Origin of the sequence: Gemmatimonas sp. UBA7669 (assembly GCF_002483225.1) — a bacterium.
In the GTDB taxonomy this organism is placed as follows: Bacteria; Gemmatimonadota; Gemmatimonadetes; order Gemmatimonadales; family Gemmatimonadaceae; genus Gemmatimonas.
The window spans coordinates 87,851-105,090 of record NZ_DLHL01000043.1 but is presented as its reverse complement, the minus strand read 5'-3'; the positions used below and the strand labels follow the sequence as shown (position 1 = coordinate 105,090).

The 17,240-nt window shown below is 65.3% G+C and carries 19 protein-coding genes; 10 read left to right on the top strand and 9 right to left on the bottom strand.

From position 1 onward, the window contains the following. The coding region (locus B2747_RS12070) for a hypothetical protein (RefSeq protein ID WP_291161073.1) at positions 1-910 on the bottom strand (910 nt) is incomplete at its 3' end. Positions 911-1,018: 108 nt separating this feature from the next. Between B2747_RS12070 and B2747_RS12065 the strand changes: the two genes are divergently transcribed. After that, positions 1,019-1,264 carry a (4Fe-4S)-binding protein gene (locus tag B2747_RS12065; RefSeq protein ID WP_291161070.1) on the top strand — a complete coding sequence of 82 codons (246 nt, stop codon included), beginning with the start codon at positions 1,019-1,021 and terminating at the stop codon, positions 1,262-1,264. 1 nt (position 1,265) lies between these two features. On the opposite strand, the gene msrA is transcribed toward B2747_RS12065, so the two are convergent. From msrA to B2747_RS12050, 3 genes are read right to left on the bottom strand one after another with little or no spacing between them, the layout of a single operon-like run. After that, positions 1,266-1,778, bottom strand: a complete 513-nt coding sequence (gene msrA / locus B2747_RS12060) for a peptide-methionine (S)-S-oxide reductase MsrA (protein WP_291161068.1) — start codon at positions 1,776-1,778, stop codon at positions 1,266-1,268. Further along, positions 1,771-2,280, bottom strand: coding sequence for a peptide-methionine (R)-S-oxide reductase MsrB (gene msrB / locus B2747_RS12055; RefSeq protein WP_291161064.1), 510 nt, complete (start codon positions 2,278-2,280; stop codon positions 1,771-1,773). Before msrB ends, msrA begins: the two co-directional genes overlap by 8 nt. Before the next feature lie 38 nt (positions 2,281-2,318). After that, complete coding sequence (locus B2747_RS12050) at positions 2,319-3,065, bottom strand: copper resistance protein NlpE N-terminal domain-containing protein (RefSeq protein WP_291161060.1); 747 nt, start codon at positions 3,063-3,065, stop codon at positions 2,319-2,321. A 42-nt stretch (positions 3,066-3,107) separates the two neighbouring features. Between B2747_RS12050 and B2747_RS12045 the strand changes: the two genes are divergently transcribed. Next, the gene (locus tag B2747_RS12045; protein ID WP_291161057.1) at positions 3,108-4,688 is read left to right on the top strand and encodes a protein adenylyltransferase SelO; all 1,581 of its coding nucleotides are present in this window, start codon (positions 3,108-3,110) and stop codon (positions 4,686-4,688) included. Between the two features lie 30 nt (positions 4,689-4,718). On the opposite strand, the gene B2747_RS12040 is transcribed toward B2747_RS12045, so the two are convergent. Beyond that, positions 4,719-5,276, bottom strand: a complete 558-nt coding sequence (locus tag B2747_RS12040) for a hypothetical protein (protein ID WP_291161054.1) — start codon at positions 5,274-5,276, stop codon at positions 4,719-4,721. Between the two features lie 32 nt (positions 5,277-5,308). Beyond that, on the bottom strand, positions 5,309-5,734 hold the full coding sequence (locus B2747_RS12035) for a hypothetical protein (protein WP_291161051.1): 426 nt from the start codon (positions 5,732-5,734) through the stop codon (positions 5,309-5,311). Positions 5,735-5,806: 72 nt separating this feature from the next. On the opposite strand from B2747_RS12035, the gene B2747_RS12030 reads away from it, so the two are divergent. The 3 genes from B2747_RS12030 to B2747_RS12020 are packed head-to-tail and all read left to right on the top strand — an operon-like array spanning position 5,807 to position 9,666. After that, a complete protein-coding gene (locus tag B2747_RS12030; protein WP_291161048.1) occupies positions 5,807-8,122 on the top strand; it encodes a xanthine dehydrogenase family protein molybdopterin-binding subunit in 2,316 nt (771 codons plus the stop codon). After that, positions 8,119-8,649 carry a (2Fe-2S)-binding protein gene (locus B2747_RS12025; protein ID WP_291161045.1) on the top strand — a complete coding sequence of 177 codons (531 nt, stop codon included), beginning with the start codon at positions 8,119-8,121 and terminating at the stop codon, positions 8,647-8,649. The genes B2747_RS12030 and B2747_RS12025 overlap by 4 nt, the downstream gene beginning before the upstream one ends. A 9-nt stretch (positions 8,650-8,658) precedes the next feature. After that, positions 8,659-9,666, top strand: a complete 1,008-nt coding sequence (locus tag B2747_RS12020) for a 3-keto-disaccharide hydrolase (protein ID WP_291161043.1) — start codon at positions 8,659-8,661, stop codon at positions 9,664-9,666. Between the two features lie 160 nt (positions 9,667-9,826). On the opposite strand, the gene B2747_RS12015 is transcribed toward B2747_RS12020, so the two are convergent. Continuing rightward, entirely contained in the window at positions 9,827-10,477 is a 651-nt protein-coding gene (locus B2747_RS12015; protein ID WP_291161040.1) for a DUF4126 domain-containing protein, read from the bottom strand. Positions 10,478-10,534: 57 nt separating this feature from the next. Between B2747_RS12015 and B2747_RS12010 the strand changes: the two genes are divergently transcribed. Continuing rightward, positions 10,535-11,068, top strand: coding sequence for a hypothetical protein (locus B2747_RS12010; protein WP_291161037.1), 534 nt, complete (start codon positions 10,535-10,537; stop codon positions 11,066-11,068). Positions 11,069-11,111: 43 nt separating this feature from the next. Continuing rightward, on the top strand, positions 11,112-11,543 hold the full coding sequence (locus B2747_RS12005) for a DUF6524 family protein (protein ID WP_291161035.1): 432 nt from the start codon (positions 11,112-11,114) through the stop codon (positions 11,541-11,543). A 38-nt stretch (positions 11,544-11,581) separates the two neighbouring features. On the opposite strand, the gene B2747_RS12000 is transcribed toward B2747_RS12005, so the two are convergent. Further along, complete coding sequence (locus B2747_RS12000) at positions 11,582-12,250, bottom strand: hypothetical protein (protein WP_291161032.1); 669 nt, start codon at positions 12,248-12,250, stop codon at positions 11,582-11,584. A gap of 211 nt (positions 12,251-12,461) precedes the next feature. Between B2747_RS12000 and B2747_RS11995 the strand changes: the two genes are divergently transcribed. Genes B2747_RS11995 through B2747_RS11985 form a run of 3 tightly spaced genes read left to right on the top strand, consistent with a single transcriptional unit; the run spans position 12,462 to position 16,773 of the window. Beyond that, positions 12,462-14,258: a trypsin-like peptidase domain-containing protein gene (locus B2747_RS11995; RefSeq protein ID WP_291161031.1), complete on the top strand. Its 1,797-nt coding sequence runs from the start codon at positions 12,462-12,464 to the stop codon at positions 14,256-14,258. Next, on the top strand, positions 14,255-15,088 hold the full coding sequence (locus B2747_RS11990; protein WP_291161026.1) for a Stp1/IreP family PP2C-type Ser/Thr phosphatase: 834 nt from the start codon (positions 14,255-14,257) through the stop codon (positions 15,086-15,088). The genes B2747_RS11995 and B2747_RS11990 overlap by 4 nt, the downstream gene beginning before the upstream one ends. Then, the gene (locus B2747_RS11985) at positions 15,085-16,773 is read left to right on the top strand and encodes a serine/threonine-protein kinase (RefSeq protein ID WP_291161022.1); all 1,689 of its coding nucleotides are present in this window, start codon (positions 15,085-15,087) and stop codon (positions 16,771-16,773) included. Before B2747_RS11990 ends, B2747_RS11985 begins: the two co-directional genes overlap by 4 nt. A gap of 92 nt (positions 16,774-16,865) precedes the next feature. Here B2747_RS11985 and B2747_RS11980 read toward each other — a convergent pair whose 3' ends face one another. After that, the gene (locus tag B2747_RS11980) at positions 16,866-17,222 is read right to left on the bottom strand and encodes a hypothetical protein (protein ID WP_291161019.1); all 357 of its coding nucleotides are present in this window, start codon (positions 17,220-17,222) and stop codon (positions 16,866-16,868) included. Positions 17,223-17,240 lie beyond the last annotated feature (18 nt).

Sequence of the window (17,240 nt, the reverse complement as noted above, 5' to 3'; positions counted from 1 at the left end):
CCCCTACAAGTGGGGGGATTACCCAAAGTTCCTCCTCGGCAACAGTTAGAATTTCGTATCTCTTCTCTTGATCCGCTTGATATGCGACAACGCAGGCCTCAACGAACTCGCAGTATTCTTTCGGACTTATGCCAAGCAATACAGGAAGCCACACTTTGGCGCAATGGTCCAGTTCGAGGAGTGAGCCAGAGTGCGAGTACTCCGGAAAGAATGCGTTTATCACCCGAGACGGTAACACATGAATCAAGAATGAAGAGGTAAAAGGATTGGTGCTAACCACCCAAACGTGGTTCTCTCGAAATCCACTATATCCGGATCCCCCAAGCCCAGGAATCAGGCGATAGAAGGTACCCGCCATTCTTGCTACGCGATCTCGGGTGGCAACCTCATTCCAAACCAGAACAAACTGGCCCTGGTGCTTTGCCCAATCGATGCTTGATGGCAGTACGCTACCGCAAAAGATGATCCGATCCACTCGACGCACAGGTGAACGGTTGACCCACATATATGAGAGATAGCTTCCGAAGCTGTGCGCAACCATTGACGGCCTCTCCATTCCGTTGGTGCCGTCGCCGACAAAAGCACAGAACTTTTCCACCTCGATCTGAAATCGGCGTCTTGAAAGAACCCACCCGAGGCAGGGCAACACAACGACTATTGACCAGTACAACCATGAGGCGTGAAGAGAGGGAGTGATAATGCCAAACGCGATCAAGAGAATCGACAACGCCATAACCCTCCACTCAATGGCTATGTCGAGTATCCGGATACCCCGAAAGTGCCCATGCTTGTATGGACGGCAATCAAAGAATGATGAAAGCAACTTCGATGCGCTTTCTTGCCAGTCACCATCGGAGTTAATTCCGTGCGCAAGTATAAGCGGCTTCTTTGATGGACGGTTATTGATCATGTCGACGATGTGGTTTTTTTGGAGCAATTGACTTTCGATCGTTCGGATCCTTTGTCAATTTCAACTCCTAAAGACTAGACTTGTCAACCACCGCCACTTGGAGATCGCATGGCCGACACTCCCGCTCCAACCGATCCGCAGGCCATCACCCGCGTTTACCCGGCCGGGCAGCTGGCCATTGAATGGCGCCAGGGGCTCTGCCAGCACAGCGGCAACTGCGTCAAGGCCAACGCCCGCGTCTTCAACCCCCGTCGAACACCATGGATTGAAACGGAACAGGCCACCGACGACGAATTGCGCGCCGCGGTGGCCCGTTGTCCCTCAGGGGCGCTCCGTATCCGGGAAGTCGGCTGAGTCAGCGCATCCAGTGGCAGGTGTAACCACCGGGATTCTTCTGCAGATAATCCTGGTGGTACCCCTCCGCCGTCCACCACCGCGCTTCCGGTACGATTTCGGTGGTGATGGGCTTGGTCCAGAGGCCACTCTGTTGCACACGCGCCTTCACACGTTCCGCGGTCTCACGCTGCGCCTCGCTGGTGTAGAAGATGGCGCTGCGGTACTGCGTGCCGAGATCGTTGCCCTGACGATTCAGCGTGGTAGGGTCATGCATGCGGAAGAACCAGTCTTCGAGCAACGTCTCGTACGTCAGCACCGTCGGATCGAACACGATGCGCACACTCTCTGCGTGTCCGCTCTTGCTGTCGTGCGTGTCGTGATACGTCGGGTTCTCCAACCAGCCGCCCGTGTAGCCCACCTCGGTCTCCAGCACACCGGGAATGTGACGGAGAATCTCCTCCATTCCCCAGAAGCAGCCACCGGCCAGAATAGCCACGTCGGTGACACGGTCACCCGCCACTGATTCAGCCATGGGCGCTGCCTCCTTCGAAGACCACACGATAGGCACCGTAACCGGCCGCTTCGAGTTCTGCGAGCGGAATGAATCGCAGTGACGCCGAGTTGATGCAGTAGCGCATGCCACCGGCCTCACGCGGCCCATCAGGGAAAACGTGACCGAGGTGTGAATCGGCGTGCTTGCTGCGCACCTCCACGCGCCGCATGCCGTAGCTGCGGTCTTCGACTTCAGTCACGTTGGGTGCCACCGGCTGCGTGAAGCTCGGCCATCCGGTCCCGCTGTCGAACTTGTGAATGCTGGCAAAGAGCGGCTCGCCGCTCACCACATCCACATACAGCCCCGCTTCGTGGTTGTCCCAGAATGCATTCTGAAATGGCGGTTCGGTGCCGCACTGCTGTGTGACGGCATACTGCTCAGGCGTGAGCGTGCTCTTGAGCGTGTCAGGTGACGGTTTGCCGTAGGGCGTGCCGGCATTGCCCGAACCACCGGCGTTCTGCTGAAGATCAGTGTTGGCCATACCTCTACAAGTCCAGGGGTTCTGAGGCAGTTCCCGGCTCAACGACAGCCGGGATTGGCCGATGGACCCACATAGGACACGATCTCCACTACGTCGCGGTCGCGCGGGCCTTCCATGTCAGCCGGCCGTTCGAGAAAGCGAGCGCGCACTTCCACCTGCTGACCACTGCCCGGTGGAAGCTTGGCGGCCAGAAACGCGCGTTCGAGCTTGCGGTAGTCACCACGCATGAGCACCGGATAGGTCTGTCCCGAACCGCATTCGCGGAAGGTAGGCGCATCGGCCATGTACTCGAAGGTGCCGGTGAACGCGGCCGGCTCGCGCAGGCTATTCATGGAGGCGGAGCGCTGCAGCGAATAGTTGAGCGACGAGGCAATCGGCTGACCCTGCTGGTCCAGCAGGGTGAGGGTATCGTCCCCCACGCGACGGTACAGGATGGGAATGCCGTTGTCGGTCTCGAGCGACACCACCGACTCGCTGAGTCGCCACCGCCCCATCGTCACCACGGGCGTGGTCGACTTGCCCTCATACGTCTGCGCGAGGCGATACACACTGTCGGGCCAGATGGCCAGCACGGTGCGGAGTCCGGAACAGTCCGCGCAGGGCAACGTACCCTCGTACGATGCCGGGGCCACCGCCGAAAGCGTGACCTCCGGAAACGGATTCACGGTCACCACGCTATCCGGAACGTTGGACTTGGACTCGCCACCGCATGCGGCCACCAGCAGCACACTCGCCAACGTCAGCCACGCGGCCGGGCGCGCGCGCAGGGAAGCAGAAACGGTCATGACCATCAGGATCTCCGATGTGGGGAGGCTAGATTGCACCACGTGACAACTTCACTCCGCCCCCTCGTCTTCGACAACCGCTTCGTGCGCGAACTGCCCGGCGACCCGGACCCGGTCAACACGCGCCGACAGGTGCTGGGCGCGGCCTGGAGCGCCGTGGAGCCCACGCCCGTTGCCGCGCCCTCGCTGCTGGCGCACGCGGCCGACGTGGCCGAACTGGTGGGCTTTGCCCCTGGCGATCCCATCCACCCCGACTTTGCGCGGGTGTTCGGTGGCAACGCGCTCATGCCCGGCATGCAGCCCTACGCCGCCTGCTATGGTGGCCACCAGTTCGGGCACTGGGCCGGTCAATTGGGAGACGGGCGCGCCATCACGCTGGGCGAGGCGCTCAATGCCCGCGGCGAGCGCTGGGAACTGCAGCTCAAGGGCGCCGGCCCCACACCGTACTCGCGCACGGCCGACGGACGCGCGGTCCTGCGCTCGAGCCTGCGCGAGTTTCTCTGCAGTGAGGCCATGCACCACCTGGGTGTGCCCACCACCCGCGCACTCAGTCTCGTGCGCACGGGCGACGTGGTGCTGCGCGACATGTTCTACAACGGCAACGCGGCGCTCGAACCCGGCGCCATTGTCTGTCGCGTGGCGCCCTCCTTCATTCGCTTCGGCAACTTCGAGATCTTTGCGGCACGCGACGACGTGACTCTGCTCACGCGCCTCGTCGATTTCACCATCGCACGGGACTTTCCGCATCTCGAAGGCGAGGCGAGCGCCAAGCGGGTTGCCTGGCTACACGAGGTAGCCGAGCGCACCGCGCAGCTCATGGTGCACTGGATGCGCGTGGGCTTCGTGCATGGCGTCATGAACACCGACAACATGTCCATCCTCGGGCTCACCATCGACTACGGGCCTTACGGTTGGGTGGACAACTTCGATCCGGGCTGGACACCCAATACCACCGACGCACAGGGTCGACGCTATCGCTTCGGCCAGCAGCCGCTCATCGCGCAGTGGAATCTGGTGCGATTGGCCGAGGCGCTCATCCCCGTCATTCCTGACGAGGCCACGCTGCAATCGGCCATCGACCACTACGCCACGGTGTACGCGCGTGAGTACGAGGCCATGAACCGCGCCAAGTTCGGACTGCTGCCGGGCGACGCGGAGGCTGACGACATTGTGCGCGAGGGCTACGCGCTGCTCTACGACGCAGAAATGGATTTCACGCGCTTCTTCCGCGCGCTGGGCAACGTGGACAACGTGCTGCCGGATGGTGATCCACTCCGCGCATTGGGCGACGTGTTCTACGATGACGCACGGCGCGACGCGGCGCGCGAACGTCTGGCTGCCTGGCTCGCGAAATGGCAGCGCACGGTGAGTGCGCAGTCTCGCTCAGTCGCCGAGCGACGCGCCGCCATGCATGCTGTCAATCCATGGTTCGTCCTGCGCAACTACGTGGCGCAGCAGGCCATCGACGCCGCGACCACCGGCGACGATGCACTGGTGCACACACTGCTCGAGGTAATGCGCACACCATACGTGGAACAACCAGCCCATGCCGCGCTGGCGGAGCGGCGGCCCGACTGGGCGCGTCACAAAGCTGGCTGCTCCATGCTGAGCTGCAGCTCCTGACCTGCGCGACTGCGGCGCCGGCCGCCATGGCTACATGGCGGTTCGGCGGGCCTGCGCCGCCCGCACGGCGTCGATGAACCGTGTGGCGTCCTCTTCGGTGAAGGCCCCACCGTTGCTCTTGCCGTTGCTGATGGTGTTGGCGCTGTCGCCGTTGCTGGACTTGACCTTCACGTTCGGACCGCCGTCCACGTCGAAGCGCAAGTTGCCGCTCTCGTAGCGCAGATTGGTGACGTTCTCGGCCGGCACACGTATCGAGATGCCAAGCGCGGCGTTCACGGCGGCGCCCACGGCATTGCCAATCATCGCACCCAGACGACCGGCATCGGCGGCCTCGTTCTGAATGTCACTCCGCACCGCCTGCCTGACACTGTCGGACATCTGAATGACCACCGAATCGCCGATGACCGCGAGAATCAGCGCGCCATCGGTGCTGGTGATGCGCACATCGCCGTCCGCCAGAGGCTCGGTGGCAGTGGAGTCGCCGGCGAAACTGACGCGTCCACCACGGTCACTTCCGCATCCCCCCACGCTGAACGCCGAAAGGACCACACCAAGAATCAACCAGTTGCGCATCGTCGAACGCGACATCGTTGTATCCGGCGTAAGAGGTGAACCCGCCACTACGGAGTCTTGCCCGCCATTTCGATCTGATTCTGGCGATCGAGCACCACGGCCACGAACTGCAGTGCATCGGCCTGGCGGAAGGTGGCCCCCTCCTTGCCGTCACCCACCTCGAACATCTTCATGCCGATGCCCTTGATGTCGAAGCGCAGACGGCCGTCCGCGTAGCGCACATTCTCGATGTGCGTGGCCGGCACACGAATGGTGCTGTTTTCGTGAAACACATGCACGGAATCCCCGATGATCTCCAAGGCTGTGCGACCGTCGGTACTCACGATCTGCACATCATCCGGGGCCAGCACCTGGGTGCGCTCGGCAATGCGCGCAGCCGCCTCGGCCACCTTGGTCTGTTCGTCCTTGCAGGCGGAGAACGCGGTCAGGCTGAACAGCACAAGGCCAGCAGAAAGGCGGCGGGACACGGTCATGGCAGGATATCGCAGCGAAAAGGAAGGATCGGTGGGTGCCGGACGTCGCGTCGGCCTCCATCTTCCTTGAATATGAGACGACGGACCTTCCTGCTGACAGGGCTGGGCGCCACCGGGGCCCTGATTCTGGGCTGGTCGATCTCGCCGCCGCGCCAACGGCTGCGGGCGGGACACACGCCGTCCCTCGAGCCCGGCTATGTGGCGCTGAACGGCTGGCTGGCGCTGGCCCCCGATGACACGGTCACCATCATCTCGCCCAAGAGTGAGATGGGGCAGGGCATCCACACAGCCCTGGCCATGATCGTGGCCGAGGAGCTGGACTGCGACTGGAGCCGCGTGCGCACCGTGCCCGCCCCCATCGATCGCATCTACCACAACGTGGCGGCCGTGGTGGACGGCCTGCCACTGCACCCCGACGACGAGCATACAGCGCCCGCGCGCGCCCTGCGCTGGTTTGCGGCCAAGGCGGCGCGTGAGGTGGGCCTGATGATGACCAGCGCGTCGTCGAGTGTGCGCGACGTGTGGGACGTGGCCCGCGATGCCGGCGCCACCGCCCGTGCGCAGTTGCTGGCCGCCGCCGCTGCACGGTGGAACGTCCCGGTGGCCACGCTGCGCACCGAGCGGGGTTACGTCGTATCGGGCACCACCCGCGCGCGCTATGGTGAACTGGTCGCGGATGCCGTGCTGCAGCGTCCCACGCAGGTGCAGCGCAAGGATCCCGCCACCTATTCGGTGGTGGGGCAGACGCGTGTGCGACTGGACGCGAAAGACGCGGCCACGGGGGAACTGCAGTTTGGCATGGATCAACTGCCGGCAGGCACGCGCTATGCCGCGGTGATCATGCCGCCGGTACTGGGCAGTCGCGTGCGCGCATATGACGGCGAGGCTGCGCGCGCGCGCCCCGGTGTGCGCACCGTCGTGCCGCTCCCGGGTTCGGACTATGGGGATGCACCAGGCGTAGCCGTGGTGGCAGACAGCTGGTGGCAGGCGCAGCAGGCACTGAGCGCGCTCAACGTGCAATGGACCGACAGCCCGCACGCGGCGCTGTCATCGGAGGGCATTCGCACCACACTACGCAGTGTCGCGCGCAACGACGCCGGACTGCCACACCGCTTTCGCGGCAATGCCGAGGACGCGTTGCAGGCGGCCCACACCGTGCACGAGGCCACGTACGATGCGCCCTATCTCGCGCACGCCACCATGGAGCCGCCCAACGCCACGGTGCTGGTGACTGACACCGCCGTGACGGTATGGACCGGAACACAGATGCCCGACGTCACGCGTCGTGCCGTCGCCGAGGTGCTGGAGCGTGACGAAGCGCAGATCGTCGTGCACCAACGACGGCTCGGCGGCGGCTTTGGCCGTCGACTCGAGGCTGACGTGGTGGCGCAGGCGGCGCGCATTGCGGCCGCAACACCCGGTGTGCCGGTGTGCACAATCTGGTCGCGCGGCGATGATCTGCAGCACGACATCTATCGACCGGCATGCGCAGCGCTGTTGCGCGCCGGCCTGGATACATCCGGGCAGCCCACGGCCATCACGGCGCAAACGGCGTCGCAGTCTCCCTTCAAGGCCTTCTCGCGTCGCGTGAAATTTCCGTGGACCACACACACGCCGGATCGCACGGCCGCCGAAGGCCTTTGGGATCAACCCTACGAGTGGCCGACACTGCGCGTGGGTCATCGCGAGCTCGAGTTCCCCGTGCCGGTGGGACTGTGGCGCAGCGTGGGGCATTCGCACCATGCGTTCTTTCTCGAGTCGTTCATCGATGAACTGGCCGAACGCGCGGGCAGCGATCCACTGCAGTATCGACTGCGTCTGTTGCAGCGACACACACGGGCGGCCCGCGTACTCGAAACGGCGGCGCGCGAAGCCGAGTGGTCGGATGCACCGCGCCGCGCCCCCGACGGCCGCCCCGCGGCATTGGGTCTGGCCTTGCACGAGGCGTTTGGCACCGTGGTCGCGCAGGTTGCCACGGTGTCGGTATCGGATACCCTGCAGCTTCGAGTACACCGCGTGGTGGTGGCGGTCGATTGTGGTGTGGCCGTGCATCCCGATGGCGTGCGCCAGCAGATGGAAGGTGGCGTGGTATTTGGTCTCACGGCCGCGCTGCACGGGGCCGTTCCCATGGAGGCCGGACGCATGACGCCGCGCAACTTTCACGAGTATCCGTTGCTGGCTCTGCGCGATACCCCACACATCGACGTGCACATCGTGCCAAGCGGCGAAACACCGGGTGGGGTGGGCGAACCGGGCGTACCGCCCATCGCGCCCGCCGTGGCCAATGCGCTGGCGCGATTGACCGGTGAACGCCTCCGCAGCCTGCCACTGCGCCCCACACGCTCATCACGCTTTGTGGCCCGGGAAACGGAGCAGCGGCCAACATGAGTCAACCTGTCGCTCACACCGTGCTCGTGAATGGCGAGCGGCACAGCGTTACCGTGCAGCCGGAGATGCCGCTGCTCTGGGTATTGCGCGAAGTCCTGCAGTTGCCGGGCACACGCTTTGGCTGCGGCATGGCGCTCTGCGGAACCTGCACCGTGTGGCTGGACGGTGTGCCATCACGCGCCTGCGTCCTGCCCATCGGCCGCGTTGGCACGCGGCATGTCGTCACCATTGAAGGCCTGCACGCGCCCGTGCACACCCCCGAGGTGGCACGCGTGACGCACGCCGTGGAAGCGGCGTGGACCGATGGCAACGTCGCGCAGTGCGGCTACTGTCAGTCGGGTCAGGTCATGACCGCCGTGGCGCTGTTGCGCGACAACCCTGCACCCACCGATGCCGATATCGATCGGGCGTTTGACGGGGTACTCTGCCGCTGTGGTACGTCGCCCCGCGTTCGCGCCGCCGTACGTGCGGCGGCGTTGTCGGCAGCCGAGAGTCTCAAGACCGATGCCCCTCCCTCCTCCACCTGACCAATTCGCATGCGTTACTCTGCCCTGCGGCGCGCCAGCCAACTGCGTCGCGCTACATGCACCGGCGTTCTGCTGACAGCAACACTGATGGCTGGCGTACCGACGACGCCATCAGTGCTGGAGGCACAGGCACCCGCTTCGGCCAGCGCCGCGGTCATCGGTCGATGGGATCTCACGGTCGAAGGTGACGGTCGACGCTATCCGTCGTGGCTCGAAGTCACGTTGTCGGGCAATCGCACGTTGGTCGGCCGCTTTGTCGCTGGTGGCGGCAGCGCCCGGCCCATTGCGCGCGTGAACGTCGACGGCAGCACCCTGCGCTTTGCCATCCCTCCACAGTGGGAAGCCGGTACCAATGATCTGCAGATGGAGGCCACGCTCAGCGACGATCGACTGCAGGGCACCCTGACCCTGCCCAATGGTGCCGTGCATCGCGTGAACGGCACGCGTGCGCCGGTGCTGCGACGCAACGCGGCACCGGTGTGGGGCCAGGAAATCGTGCTCTTTGGCGGAACCGCCATGGACGCGTGGGAACCCCTGCCCGGTGCGCGCAACAACTGGAGTGTGGTGAACGGCCTGCTCACCAATGCACGCTCTGGCGCCAACCTCGCCACGAAGCAGCGTTTCACCGATTTCCGCCTGCACGTGGAGTTCCGCTATCCCAAGGGTGGCAATAGCGGCATCTATCTGCGCGGCCGCCATGAAGTGCAGATCGAAGACAGCGGTGCGCAGGAGCCGTCATCGCTGCATCTGGGTGGCGTCTACGGATTCCTCGTACCCAATGAGAACGCGTCACGCGGTCCCGGAGAGTGGCAGACCTTCGACATCACACTTGTCGGTCGACGCGTGACCGTGGTGCTGAATGGCAGAACCATCATCGCCGATCAGACCATTCCGGGCATTACGGGTGGGGCGCTCGACAGCAATGAAGGTGAGCCGGGGCCCATTTACCTGCAGGGCGATCACACGGCGGTGGAGTTTCGGCGGATTGTTCTGGTGCCAGCTACCGGTTCGCGGTAGTCCGCCGGCGTCGTTGGAACAGAAGGTGTGAGGATAAGAGGATCCGGGGATTGGAGGGGCGGGCGTCGGGGACTCCAGTTGTACGGGGCCCCCGACGCCCGCCTCTCTGATCCCCAGATCCTCTTATCCTCACACCGTCAGTTCTCCAACCCTCCAATCCTCAGCCAGGCCCCCTCGGCACCCGCGGCCTCGCCCCCGGTGTCACCTCGTCTGCCGCACCCGCCCGCAGTCCACCACCTCGGCCAAACACCACACCGTGCACGCGCCGTGTGAAGAACACGAGCAGGAGCAGCACGGCCACCAAGGTCAGCAGCGGCAGGAAAATCGCGAGCGCGCTCGTGACCACCGCGCTTACCAGCTCGAGTGCCGACACCACGGGATTGCCAAGGCCTCCGGTGAGCGTGGTGCTCTTGAAGCGCGTGAACACCGTCGCCCCCTGCGTCATCCCGGCCGCACCGCCGGCCAGCACCACGGCGGTCCACTTGAGCACCGGTGGCAGGTCCACCACCACGCTGGCGGCCGCCAGCATGCCGGCAGCCACCGCCGTTGGCGTGGCAATGACGTCGAGCAACTGATCGAGCCACGGCACCGAGTAGGCGCCGACCTCGAGAATCGTGGCCGTGCCCAGTGCCGCCAGCGCCGGCGTACTGGCCAGCCATACGAACCCCGGTGAGAGCTCCAACACGCCGGCTTTTGCAGCCACACCGGCGGCCAGCAACGGCACGAACATCCGAAATCCGGCCGCTGCCGCCAGACCGAAGCCCACGGCGATACCCAGCACCGCCTCCCAGGGAATGACCGAAAGGTCCATGGCGAACGCTAGCACCTCACCGTTCCGCACGCGAATGTCCGGTGCTAGGCTCCTGTCATGCGACTGCTGGGATGGCTTTTCTGGGCGACACTCTCGCCCATCCTCTTCATTCAACTCCTGGGCATCGGGGCGCCACTCGAGCAGCCTGGTGTGCCCTGGGGCATTGTCAGCCTCGAACTCGCCTTCACGGCGTCGCGCGCGTCAGAAATTCTCGGCATCTGGAAGAGTGCCGGTGTATCCGAAAGCGCGCTCGTCAGTCTGGGTGTCGACGGCGCTTTTCTCGTGGCCTACCCCATGCTGCTCTTCACCAGCCTGCGGCTGCTGCTCACCCACGCGGTACCGACGCCGGCGCCACTGCACCAGACGGGTGCCCGACTGGCCTGGGCCACGCTGGCCTGTATTCCGCTTGACGCGCTCGAGAACCTGCTGCTCTGGCGTCTTGTCGTTCGCGGCGTGGCGCAAGATGTCTCGAGCTCAACCGTCCTGCTTGCCGGAATCGCCGCAAGCCTCAAGTTCTTTCTCATCGCAGCGGCCATCGTCTGGATGGTCGCCGCGCTGCTCCAATGGCGCCGGGCCCGATCGGGCGCCTGACGCGACAGCGCGAGCCACCCTTTGTCACTTTCCTCAACGACTCATGGCCAACGGACCCGGATTTGGCGGCATCGCAGCCCGTGCAGTGAGCGCTCTCGTGCTCGTGTTTGCCACCTACAATCCTGAAGGCCTGTCGTTTTATCACTGGGCCATCGCCCCGCTGCGCACCGGTGTCAGCACCTCGGGCCCGACTTCGCTCAAGTTCCTGCTCGGGCTCGCGCTCATGGGCGGCTGGGCCGTGTTCCTCAATGCCACGCGCCGCTCCATCGGACTCGGCGGCGCGTTGCTCGTGCTGGCCATCTCGGGTGGGCTGGTGTGGCTGCTGATCGACGTGGGCATCGTGAGCGCGCGCTCCTCACGTGGCATCACGCACGTCGTGCTCATCTGCACCGCACTGCTGCTGGCCGTTGGCATGAACTGGTCCCATCTCTCGCGACGACTGAGCGGCCAGGTGGACATGGACCCGAGCGAGTAACTCCTCACGGCGGCAACGCATCGGGCCGTCTCAGGCCACTACTTGCCGAGACCGATGGCGAGGCCCGCGCGCAACACGAGATTCTGGCCGGTGCCACTGGTACCGGCCACGTTCGATTGACCGAATCCCGGCACGTTCACCAGCACGTCGCCAAAACGAATGACTCCGTAGGTAGCGCCCAGGTCGAGATTGACACGCGGCGAGAGACGCACCAGCAGACCGCCGCCGGCGTTGACCTGGGCACCACTGGCCTCGGCGTTCACATCCAGCACCGACACGCCATCACTGAGGGTGAAGTCGATGGTTTGCTGCAGATAGGCGAGTCGCGCCGACAGATAGGGTGCGACACGACTGCTGCCAATGTCGACCACCCGACGCGGTTCGATGAATGCGCCCTGCAACATGACGGTCTGTCCATCGAAGCCCGCGCCCGTGGTGCCGTGGCTCGACGCCTGCCCGCCAACCCCGAATGACCAGACGCCCGGTGTGAAACGCAGCTGCACTTCGCCGCCAAGGCCGGCCTTGAGTCCTTCGTACGCGTCGCCGAACACACCCACGTGCAGTCCGGATGCCTGCACGGACCACCGTTGGGCCGACTGAGCCTGCGCCGCCCGCAGCGGCAGCGTCGTCAGCAGTCCGGCGACAAGGAACGCCGTGGCGTGAAGTGCTGAGGACAGCGGACGACGAAACGGACGGCAGCGCAGCATGGACAGCTCCTGATTGGTCGGGCGGCGTGAGGAACCTCGAAGTGGACAGCGACGGGAATGGGGACTGTCCGCTTCAACACGCGCAGCCCCGCGCCTTCGTGGCTCATGAGCCGGAATGCGCGCCGCCTGCGCGTGGTGAAGTGATGCCCGTTGCGCGGGCCTTTCCTTCCGCTCGTTCACTCGCTCGTCAGCCGCCCGGAGACCACCACCCATGGATCGCGTCGTCCTGCACCACCTCAGAGGATCGAAAGCCAATCAGCGCGAGGAGTTTCCTCTCGCCAACGTCCGCACGCTGACCTTCGGCCGCGACCCCTCGTGTGAGGTGCGATTCGATCCCGACCGCGATGATCTCGTGGGACGTCAGCATGCCCGCATCAGTCGCGATGGCAGCGATCCGGCGCGCTTTGTGCTCAGTGATCTTGCCAGTCGCAACGGCACCTTCGTCAACAAGGTGCGTCTCATGGGCGAGCACGTCCTCACACCCGGCGACGTCATTCAACTTGGCGCCGGAGGTCCGGAGATCGAGTTTGATCTCGATCCCCGGCCCGCGGGGTCCGTGAAGGCCACACGCATTGGCAGCTTTGAGGTGGTGGAGACACGACTGGGTGCGCCTGCGGTCGGCATCGCTGCCGGTGCAGCAGCTGCGGGAGCCGCTCCAGGAGGCGCTTCGGGTGGCAAGCACGATGGCGGATCAGCGCAGCCAGGCGCCAAAGGCCAGCCCGCGCCGGGCGCCGTTGGCAAGGCCACGGTGGAGCGGCTCATCGGCGAGACCCGCTCGCAGTCTCAGCGCAACATGCTGCTGGGTATGGCTGGGGTGCTTGTGGTCGCGTTGGGCGTGGTTGGCTTCAATCGCTGGCAGACCGCGCAGGAGCTTGCATCCGGCACGGCCGCAGCGGCGAGTGGTCTCGACAGCCTGCGGCGCGAGGGATCGCGCGCCAACGCGTTGTCTCAGCAACTGCAGCCCGCCGAAATTGCGGCGCGCAACGCACCAGCCATTGTGCAAGTGGACTTCAGTTGGAAGCTCACTTACCGCGGGACGGGCGGTCAGGTGTATCACCGCCTGGTTCCCAACGAGTATCGCGTGAAGGGACAGAAGCGCCGCATCCTCGACAATGGGCAGGATGTCGTGCCGGCATACGTACAAGTGCAGAACAGCATCGAGCCGGCCCTCACGCTCGATCAGTATGCGGGACGCCCCATTGGCGTGAGCTCACGCGGTTCGGGCTTCGTGGTGTCGGAGAACGGCTTCATCCTCACCAACCGCCACGTGGCCTACAATTGGCAAACCTGGTATCGCTTTGATGCGGAAGACGTGGGACCACTCATTGATCCCAGCTCCGGTCAGCCAATGCTCGACGCCAGCGGTCAGCCCATCATCACCCGGCCTCCGCAGCAGTGGATTCCCTCAGAAACGCGGCAGGCCGGTCCCAAGGGCGACATCGGCGATTTCCAGGCGCGGGTGGAATATCTGTACGTGCGCTTCCCCAAGGACCCTACGCCCTTTGAAGCCAGCAACGTGCGCCCCTCGCAGCGACACGACGTGGCGCTCATCAAGGTGGACGCCCCGCAGGCGCTGCCGTTCGTCACCATGTCGGACACCTACGATCAGACGCGTCAGGGCGATGCCGTGACAGTCATGGGATATCCGGGTGTGTCAGAGGAGGTCATCACGGTCATCAAGTCGCGTGACATGTTCAACCGCGAGATGCAGCAGCGCACGCTGCCTGATCCCACGTTGTCGGCCGGCAACATCGGCAAGATTCTGCGCGCCGCCGATGCCGAAGTGCGCGATGGGTTCATGACCTACGCGCCAAGTGGTGACACCTACCAGCTCACGATCAATTCCACCGGCGGTGGCAACAGCGGCGGGCCCATGTTCGATGTGTCGGGCAACGTCGTCGGCATCTACTTCGCAGGCAAGACTGCCGATGTGCAGGTGTCGTTCGCCATCCCCATCCGCTACGGCATGGAACTGCTGCGGATCGGCGACCCGACCACGCAGCGATGAAGCCGGCTGACGCCATCCGGCGCACCAACGACCAATGGCGAGTGGCGGCCCTCGGGCGGCAGCGGCAGTATCACGCCGCGGCCGCCACCGACGTGGGCTGCGTGCGCAGCATCAACGAAGACGCGGTCGCGCTGCGCGTGGACAGCCGAGCCGATGACCTGCAGGGGCTGGCGGTGGTGTGCGACGGCATGGGAGGACATGAGGCCGGCGAAGTGGCCGCGTCGCTCGCTGTCGATACCATCGTGCAGACGGTGCAGCGCGCGGTCGAAGAACGGCAGCAGACCTGGCCCGCCACGCTCGTCGAGGCGCTACAGGCCGCCAATGCACGCATTCGCGAGGCCAGTCGCAAACAGCCCTCGCAACAGGGCATGGGCAGCACCTGCTGCGCGGTGGCGCTGGTGGATGGTGCGGTCTGGTGCGCACATGTGGGTGATACGCGCTGCTACCTGCTGCGTGATGGCGACCTGCTGGTCATGACGCAGGACCACTCCGCGGTCATGCATATGGTGCGTCAGGGGCTGTTGTCCACCGATGACGCGCGCCAGCATCCCGACCGCAATGTCATCTCGCGCGCGCTCGGCAGTCAGGATGCAGTGGCCGTGACGGCCTGGACACATCCCGTGGCGCTGCGCCACGGCGATCGGTTGCTGCTGTGCACCGATGGCCTGTACGATCTGGTCGCGCACGACGCACTCAGCCGTGTGTTGGCGGCGGCGGTCCCGACGGCGGAGCGCGCCGCACAGCTCGTCGCCCGGGCGCGCGAGGCCGGGGGGCACGACAACATCTCCGTGGTCATCATCGATGTCGTCGACGAGGGCGTCACGCCATGATCGACCGGGTGGTCGGCAACTACCAGATCGTGCAACGACTGGGAGACGGTGGCATGGGTACCGTGTACCGTGCGGTCGACCGTCTGCTCGAACGCGACGTGGCCATCAAGGTGCTGCGTCCGGAACTGGGCCACCGCGAGGATCTCGTCGACCGCTTTCTCAGTGAGGCCCGCGCGCTGGCTCGTCTCAATCATCCGCACATTGCCATCCTGCACGGCCTTGAACGACATGACGGCGAGCTGCACATGGTCATGGAGTTCGTGCGCGGCGAAACCCTCGAGCAGCTCGTCGAGCGCAGTGGGGCCTTGCCGTGGACGCGTGTGGTGGCGTGGTGCATGGAGGCGCTCGATGCCCTCGATCATGCACACGACATGGGTGTTGTGCACCGCGATATCAAGCCGGCCAACATCATGGTCTCGAGCGCGGGCGTGGTGAAGGTCATGGACTTCGGCATTGCGCGCCTCCGTGGCCAGCATCGTCGCACGCAAACGGGACATACCGTCGGTACGCCTCTCTACATGGCGCCCGAGCAATTGCGTGGTGAAGAGGTGGATGCCCGCACGGATGTGTATGCCATGGGCGCAGTGTTGTTCGAACTGGTCACCGGCCGTGTGCCGTTCGAGGCCGATTCCGACTATGCGCTGATCCTGCGCAAGCTGCAGGACACACCGCCGCCGTTGCAGAGTCTGGTGCCTGGCACACCGGCCGTGCTCAATGACATCGTGCAGCGTGCCATGCAGCATGAACCCGATGCCCGCTTCCCCACGGCACAGGCGTTCAGCGAAGCACTTGAGCGCGTGCGAGCGGAGTACACGGTCGCATCAGGGCATACACCGCCTGCGTCAGGCACTGCGGCGGCGGCCGCACCGCTGGTGTCGACGAGTGCGGCGGCTTCACGACCGGGCCTGCTGGCCCGCATCCCTTTGTCCGCGCTCCTCGCAGCCTGTGCCGTCCTCGCGGCTGGTGTGGGCTATCTGGCCATCGCACCAGCTCCAGCTCGATCAGTCGATGGCGCATCGCTAGACGAGGGCAGCGCCACCGCAACGCGCACGCTCGTCGACCCAGACCCGCGGGCCCTCATGCCGCAGCGCGACATCACCGGTCGACTCATTGGCGAGGGGTCGGGCGCCGTGACTACGCCGTTGCCGCCACCACGCAGCGAACCGCCGCCCCCGGTGCGTGGCGGAGAGCAGACGCCGCCATCGCGCACCGCACCGGTTCGACCGCCAACGAAGCCACCAGTGGCGGTGCCAGACCCGACACCGGCCCCAACGCCGGTGGAATCCGCGGTGACGGGGGAGCGTGAGTCGACCCGATTGGCGTCGCGTGAGGCCCCCACGTTGTCGGCCGCCGAATCGGCGGTGCGCATTCGCGGCGCGGTCAGTGATGCGGTGGGCGTGCTTGGCACGCGCGATGGCGCGGCGCGTCTGCTGCGTGGCGATGCGAGAGACGCATGGCTGGCGCTCGCCAGTGAACAACGGATCAGCGCGAGTGTGAATGGCGACGCCGACGTGGCGCTGAACGGCAACGAGGCCACTGCCGTCATGCCACTCACCGTCACGGTGCGCTCACCCTTCGGTGCCAACCGACGGCAGAGCGCACGCGCACAGGCCGAGCTCTCGCTGCGCAACGGCACCTGGCACGTGACCAGCGTACGACTCCTGGATGCCGTAACGCTGCGCTGACCGCCGCAATACCCCAGGGCCCGGCACCGATGTTCTGGTGCCGGGCCCTGTTGTTGTGACCATCATGGTCCGTGGTGGAAGCTCGCCGACGTTCAGCGACGCTTGGCGGCGGGTCGCGGCGCGGACGGCAGCGGCGCCCAACCCTTGGGTGGTGCAACAGCGGCCGCCGCATCAGAGGGCTTGCGTGCCGGCGACGTCGCCGATTTGGTCTTGCTGCGTGCGCCGGCGGAGGGCCCAGCGCCCTTGGCCTTGGTGCGTTGCAGCACCAGCGCATTGACGGCGTCCAGCGACGCGTCCTGCGACGCGTCCTGCATGGCGACGGCAGACCCAGGCCCCGCGTCCGCCCGGCTCTGCGCCGCGGCCGGAGCCGCAGCGCAGAGGGTCAGCAGCATGACCGGTGTACATATGCGCATGGCCCATCGACGTGACGTGGCAGAACCTATCGACATGCGTGTCATACCGTCTCC

What these genes read in the sequence shown, in the direction of transcription:
- B2747_RS12030 (WP_291161048.1), top strand. Translation starts at nt 5,807, where the DNA reads ATGAGACGACGGACCTTCCTGCTGACAGGGCTGGGCGCCACCGGGGCC.
- B2747_RS11995 (WP_291161031.1), top strand. Translation starts at nt 12,462, where the DNA reads ATGGATCGCGTCGTCCTGCACCACCTCAGAGGATCGAAAGCCAATCAG.
- B2747_RS12010 (WP_291161037.1), top strand. Translation starts at nt 10,535, where the DNA reads ATGCGACTGCTGGGATGGCTTTTCTGGGCGACACTCTCGCCCATCCTC.
- B2747_RS11980 (WP_291161019.1), bottom strand. Translation starts at nt 17,222, where the DNA reads ATGTCGATAGGTTCTGCCACGTCACGTCGATGGGCCATGCGCATATGT.
- B2747_RS12000 (WP_291161032.1), bottom strand. Translation starts at nt 12,250, where the DNA reads ATGCTGCGCTGCCGTCCGTTTCGTCGTCCGCTGTCCTCAGCACTTCAC.
- B2747_RS12015 (WP_291161040.1), bottom strand. Translation starts at nt 10,477, where the DNA reads ATGGACCTTTCGGTCATTCCCTGGGAGGCGGTGCTGGGTATCGCCGTG.
- B2747_RS12050 (WP_291161060.1), bottom strand. Translation starts at nt 3,065, where the DNA reads ATGACCGTTTCTGCTTCCCTGCGCGCGCGCCCGGCCGCGTGGCTGACG.
- B2747_RS12020 (WP_291161043.1), top strand. Translation starts at nt 8,659, where the DNA reads ATGCGTTACTCTGCCCTGCGGCGCGCCAGCCAACTGCGTCGCGCTACA.
- B2747_RS12065 (WP_291161070.1), top strand. Translation starts at nt 1,019, where the DNA reads ATGGCCGACACTCCCGCTCCAACCGATCCGCAGGCCATCACCCGCGTT.
- B2747_RS12035 (WP_291161051.1), bottom strand. Translation starts at nt 5,734, where the DNA reads ATGACCGTGTCCCGCCGCCTTTCTGCTGGCCTTGTGCTGTTCAGCCTG.
- B2747_RS12040 (WP_291161054.1), bottom strand. Translation starts at nt 5,276, where the DNA reads ATGTCGCGTTCGACGATGCGCAACTGGTTGATTCTTGGTGTGGTCCTT.
- B2747_RS12025 (WP_291161045.1), top strand. Translation starts at nt 8,119, where the DNA reads ATGAGTCAACCTGTCGCTCACACCGTGCTCGTGAATGGCGAGCGGCAC.
- msrB (WP_291161064.1), bottom strand. Translation starts at nt 2,280, where the DNA reads ATGGCCAACACTGATCTTCAGCAGAACGCCGGTGGTTCGGGCAATGCC.
- B2747_RS11985 (WP_291161022.1), top strand. Translation starts at nt 15,085, where the DNA reads ATGATCGACCGGGTGGTCGGCAACTACCAGATCGTGCAACGACTGGGA.
- B2747_RS12005 (WP_291161035.1), top strand. Translation starts at nt 11,112, where the DNA reads ATGGCCAACGGACCCGGATTTGGCGGCATCGCAGCCCGTGCAGTGAGC.
- B2747_RS11990 (WP_291161026.1), top strand. Translation starts at nt 14,255, where the DNA reads ATGAAGCCGGCTGACGCCATCCGGCGCACCAACGACCAATGGCGAGTG.
- msrA (WP_291161068.1), bottom strand. Translation starts at nt 1,778, where the DNA reads ATGGCTGAATCAGTGGCGGGTGACCGTGTCACCGACGTGGCTATTCTG.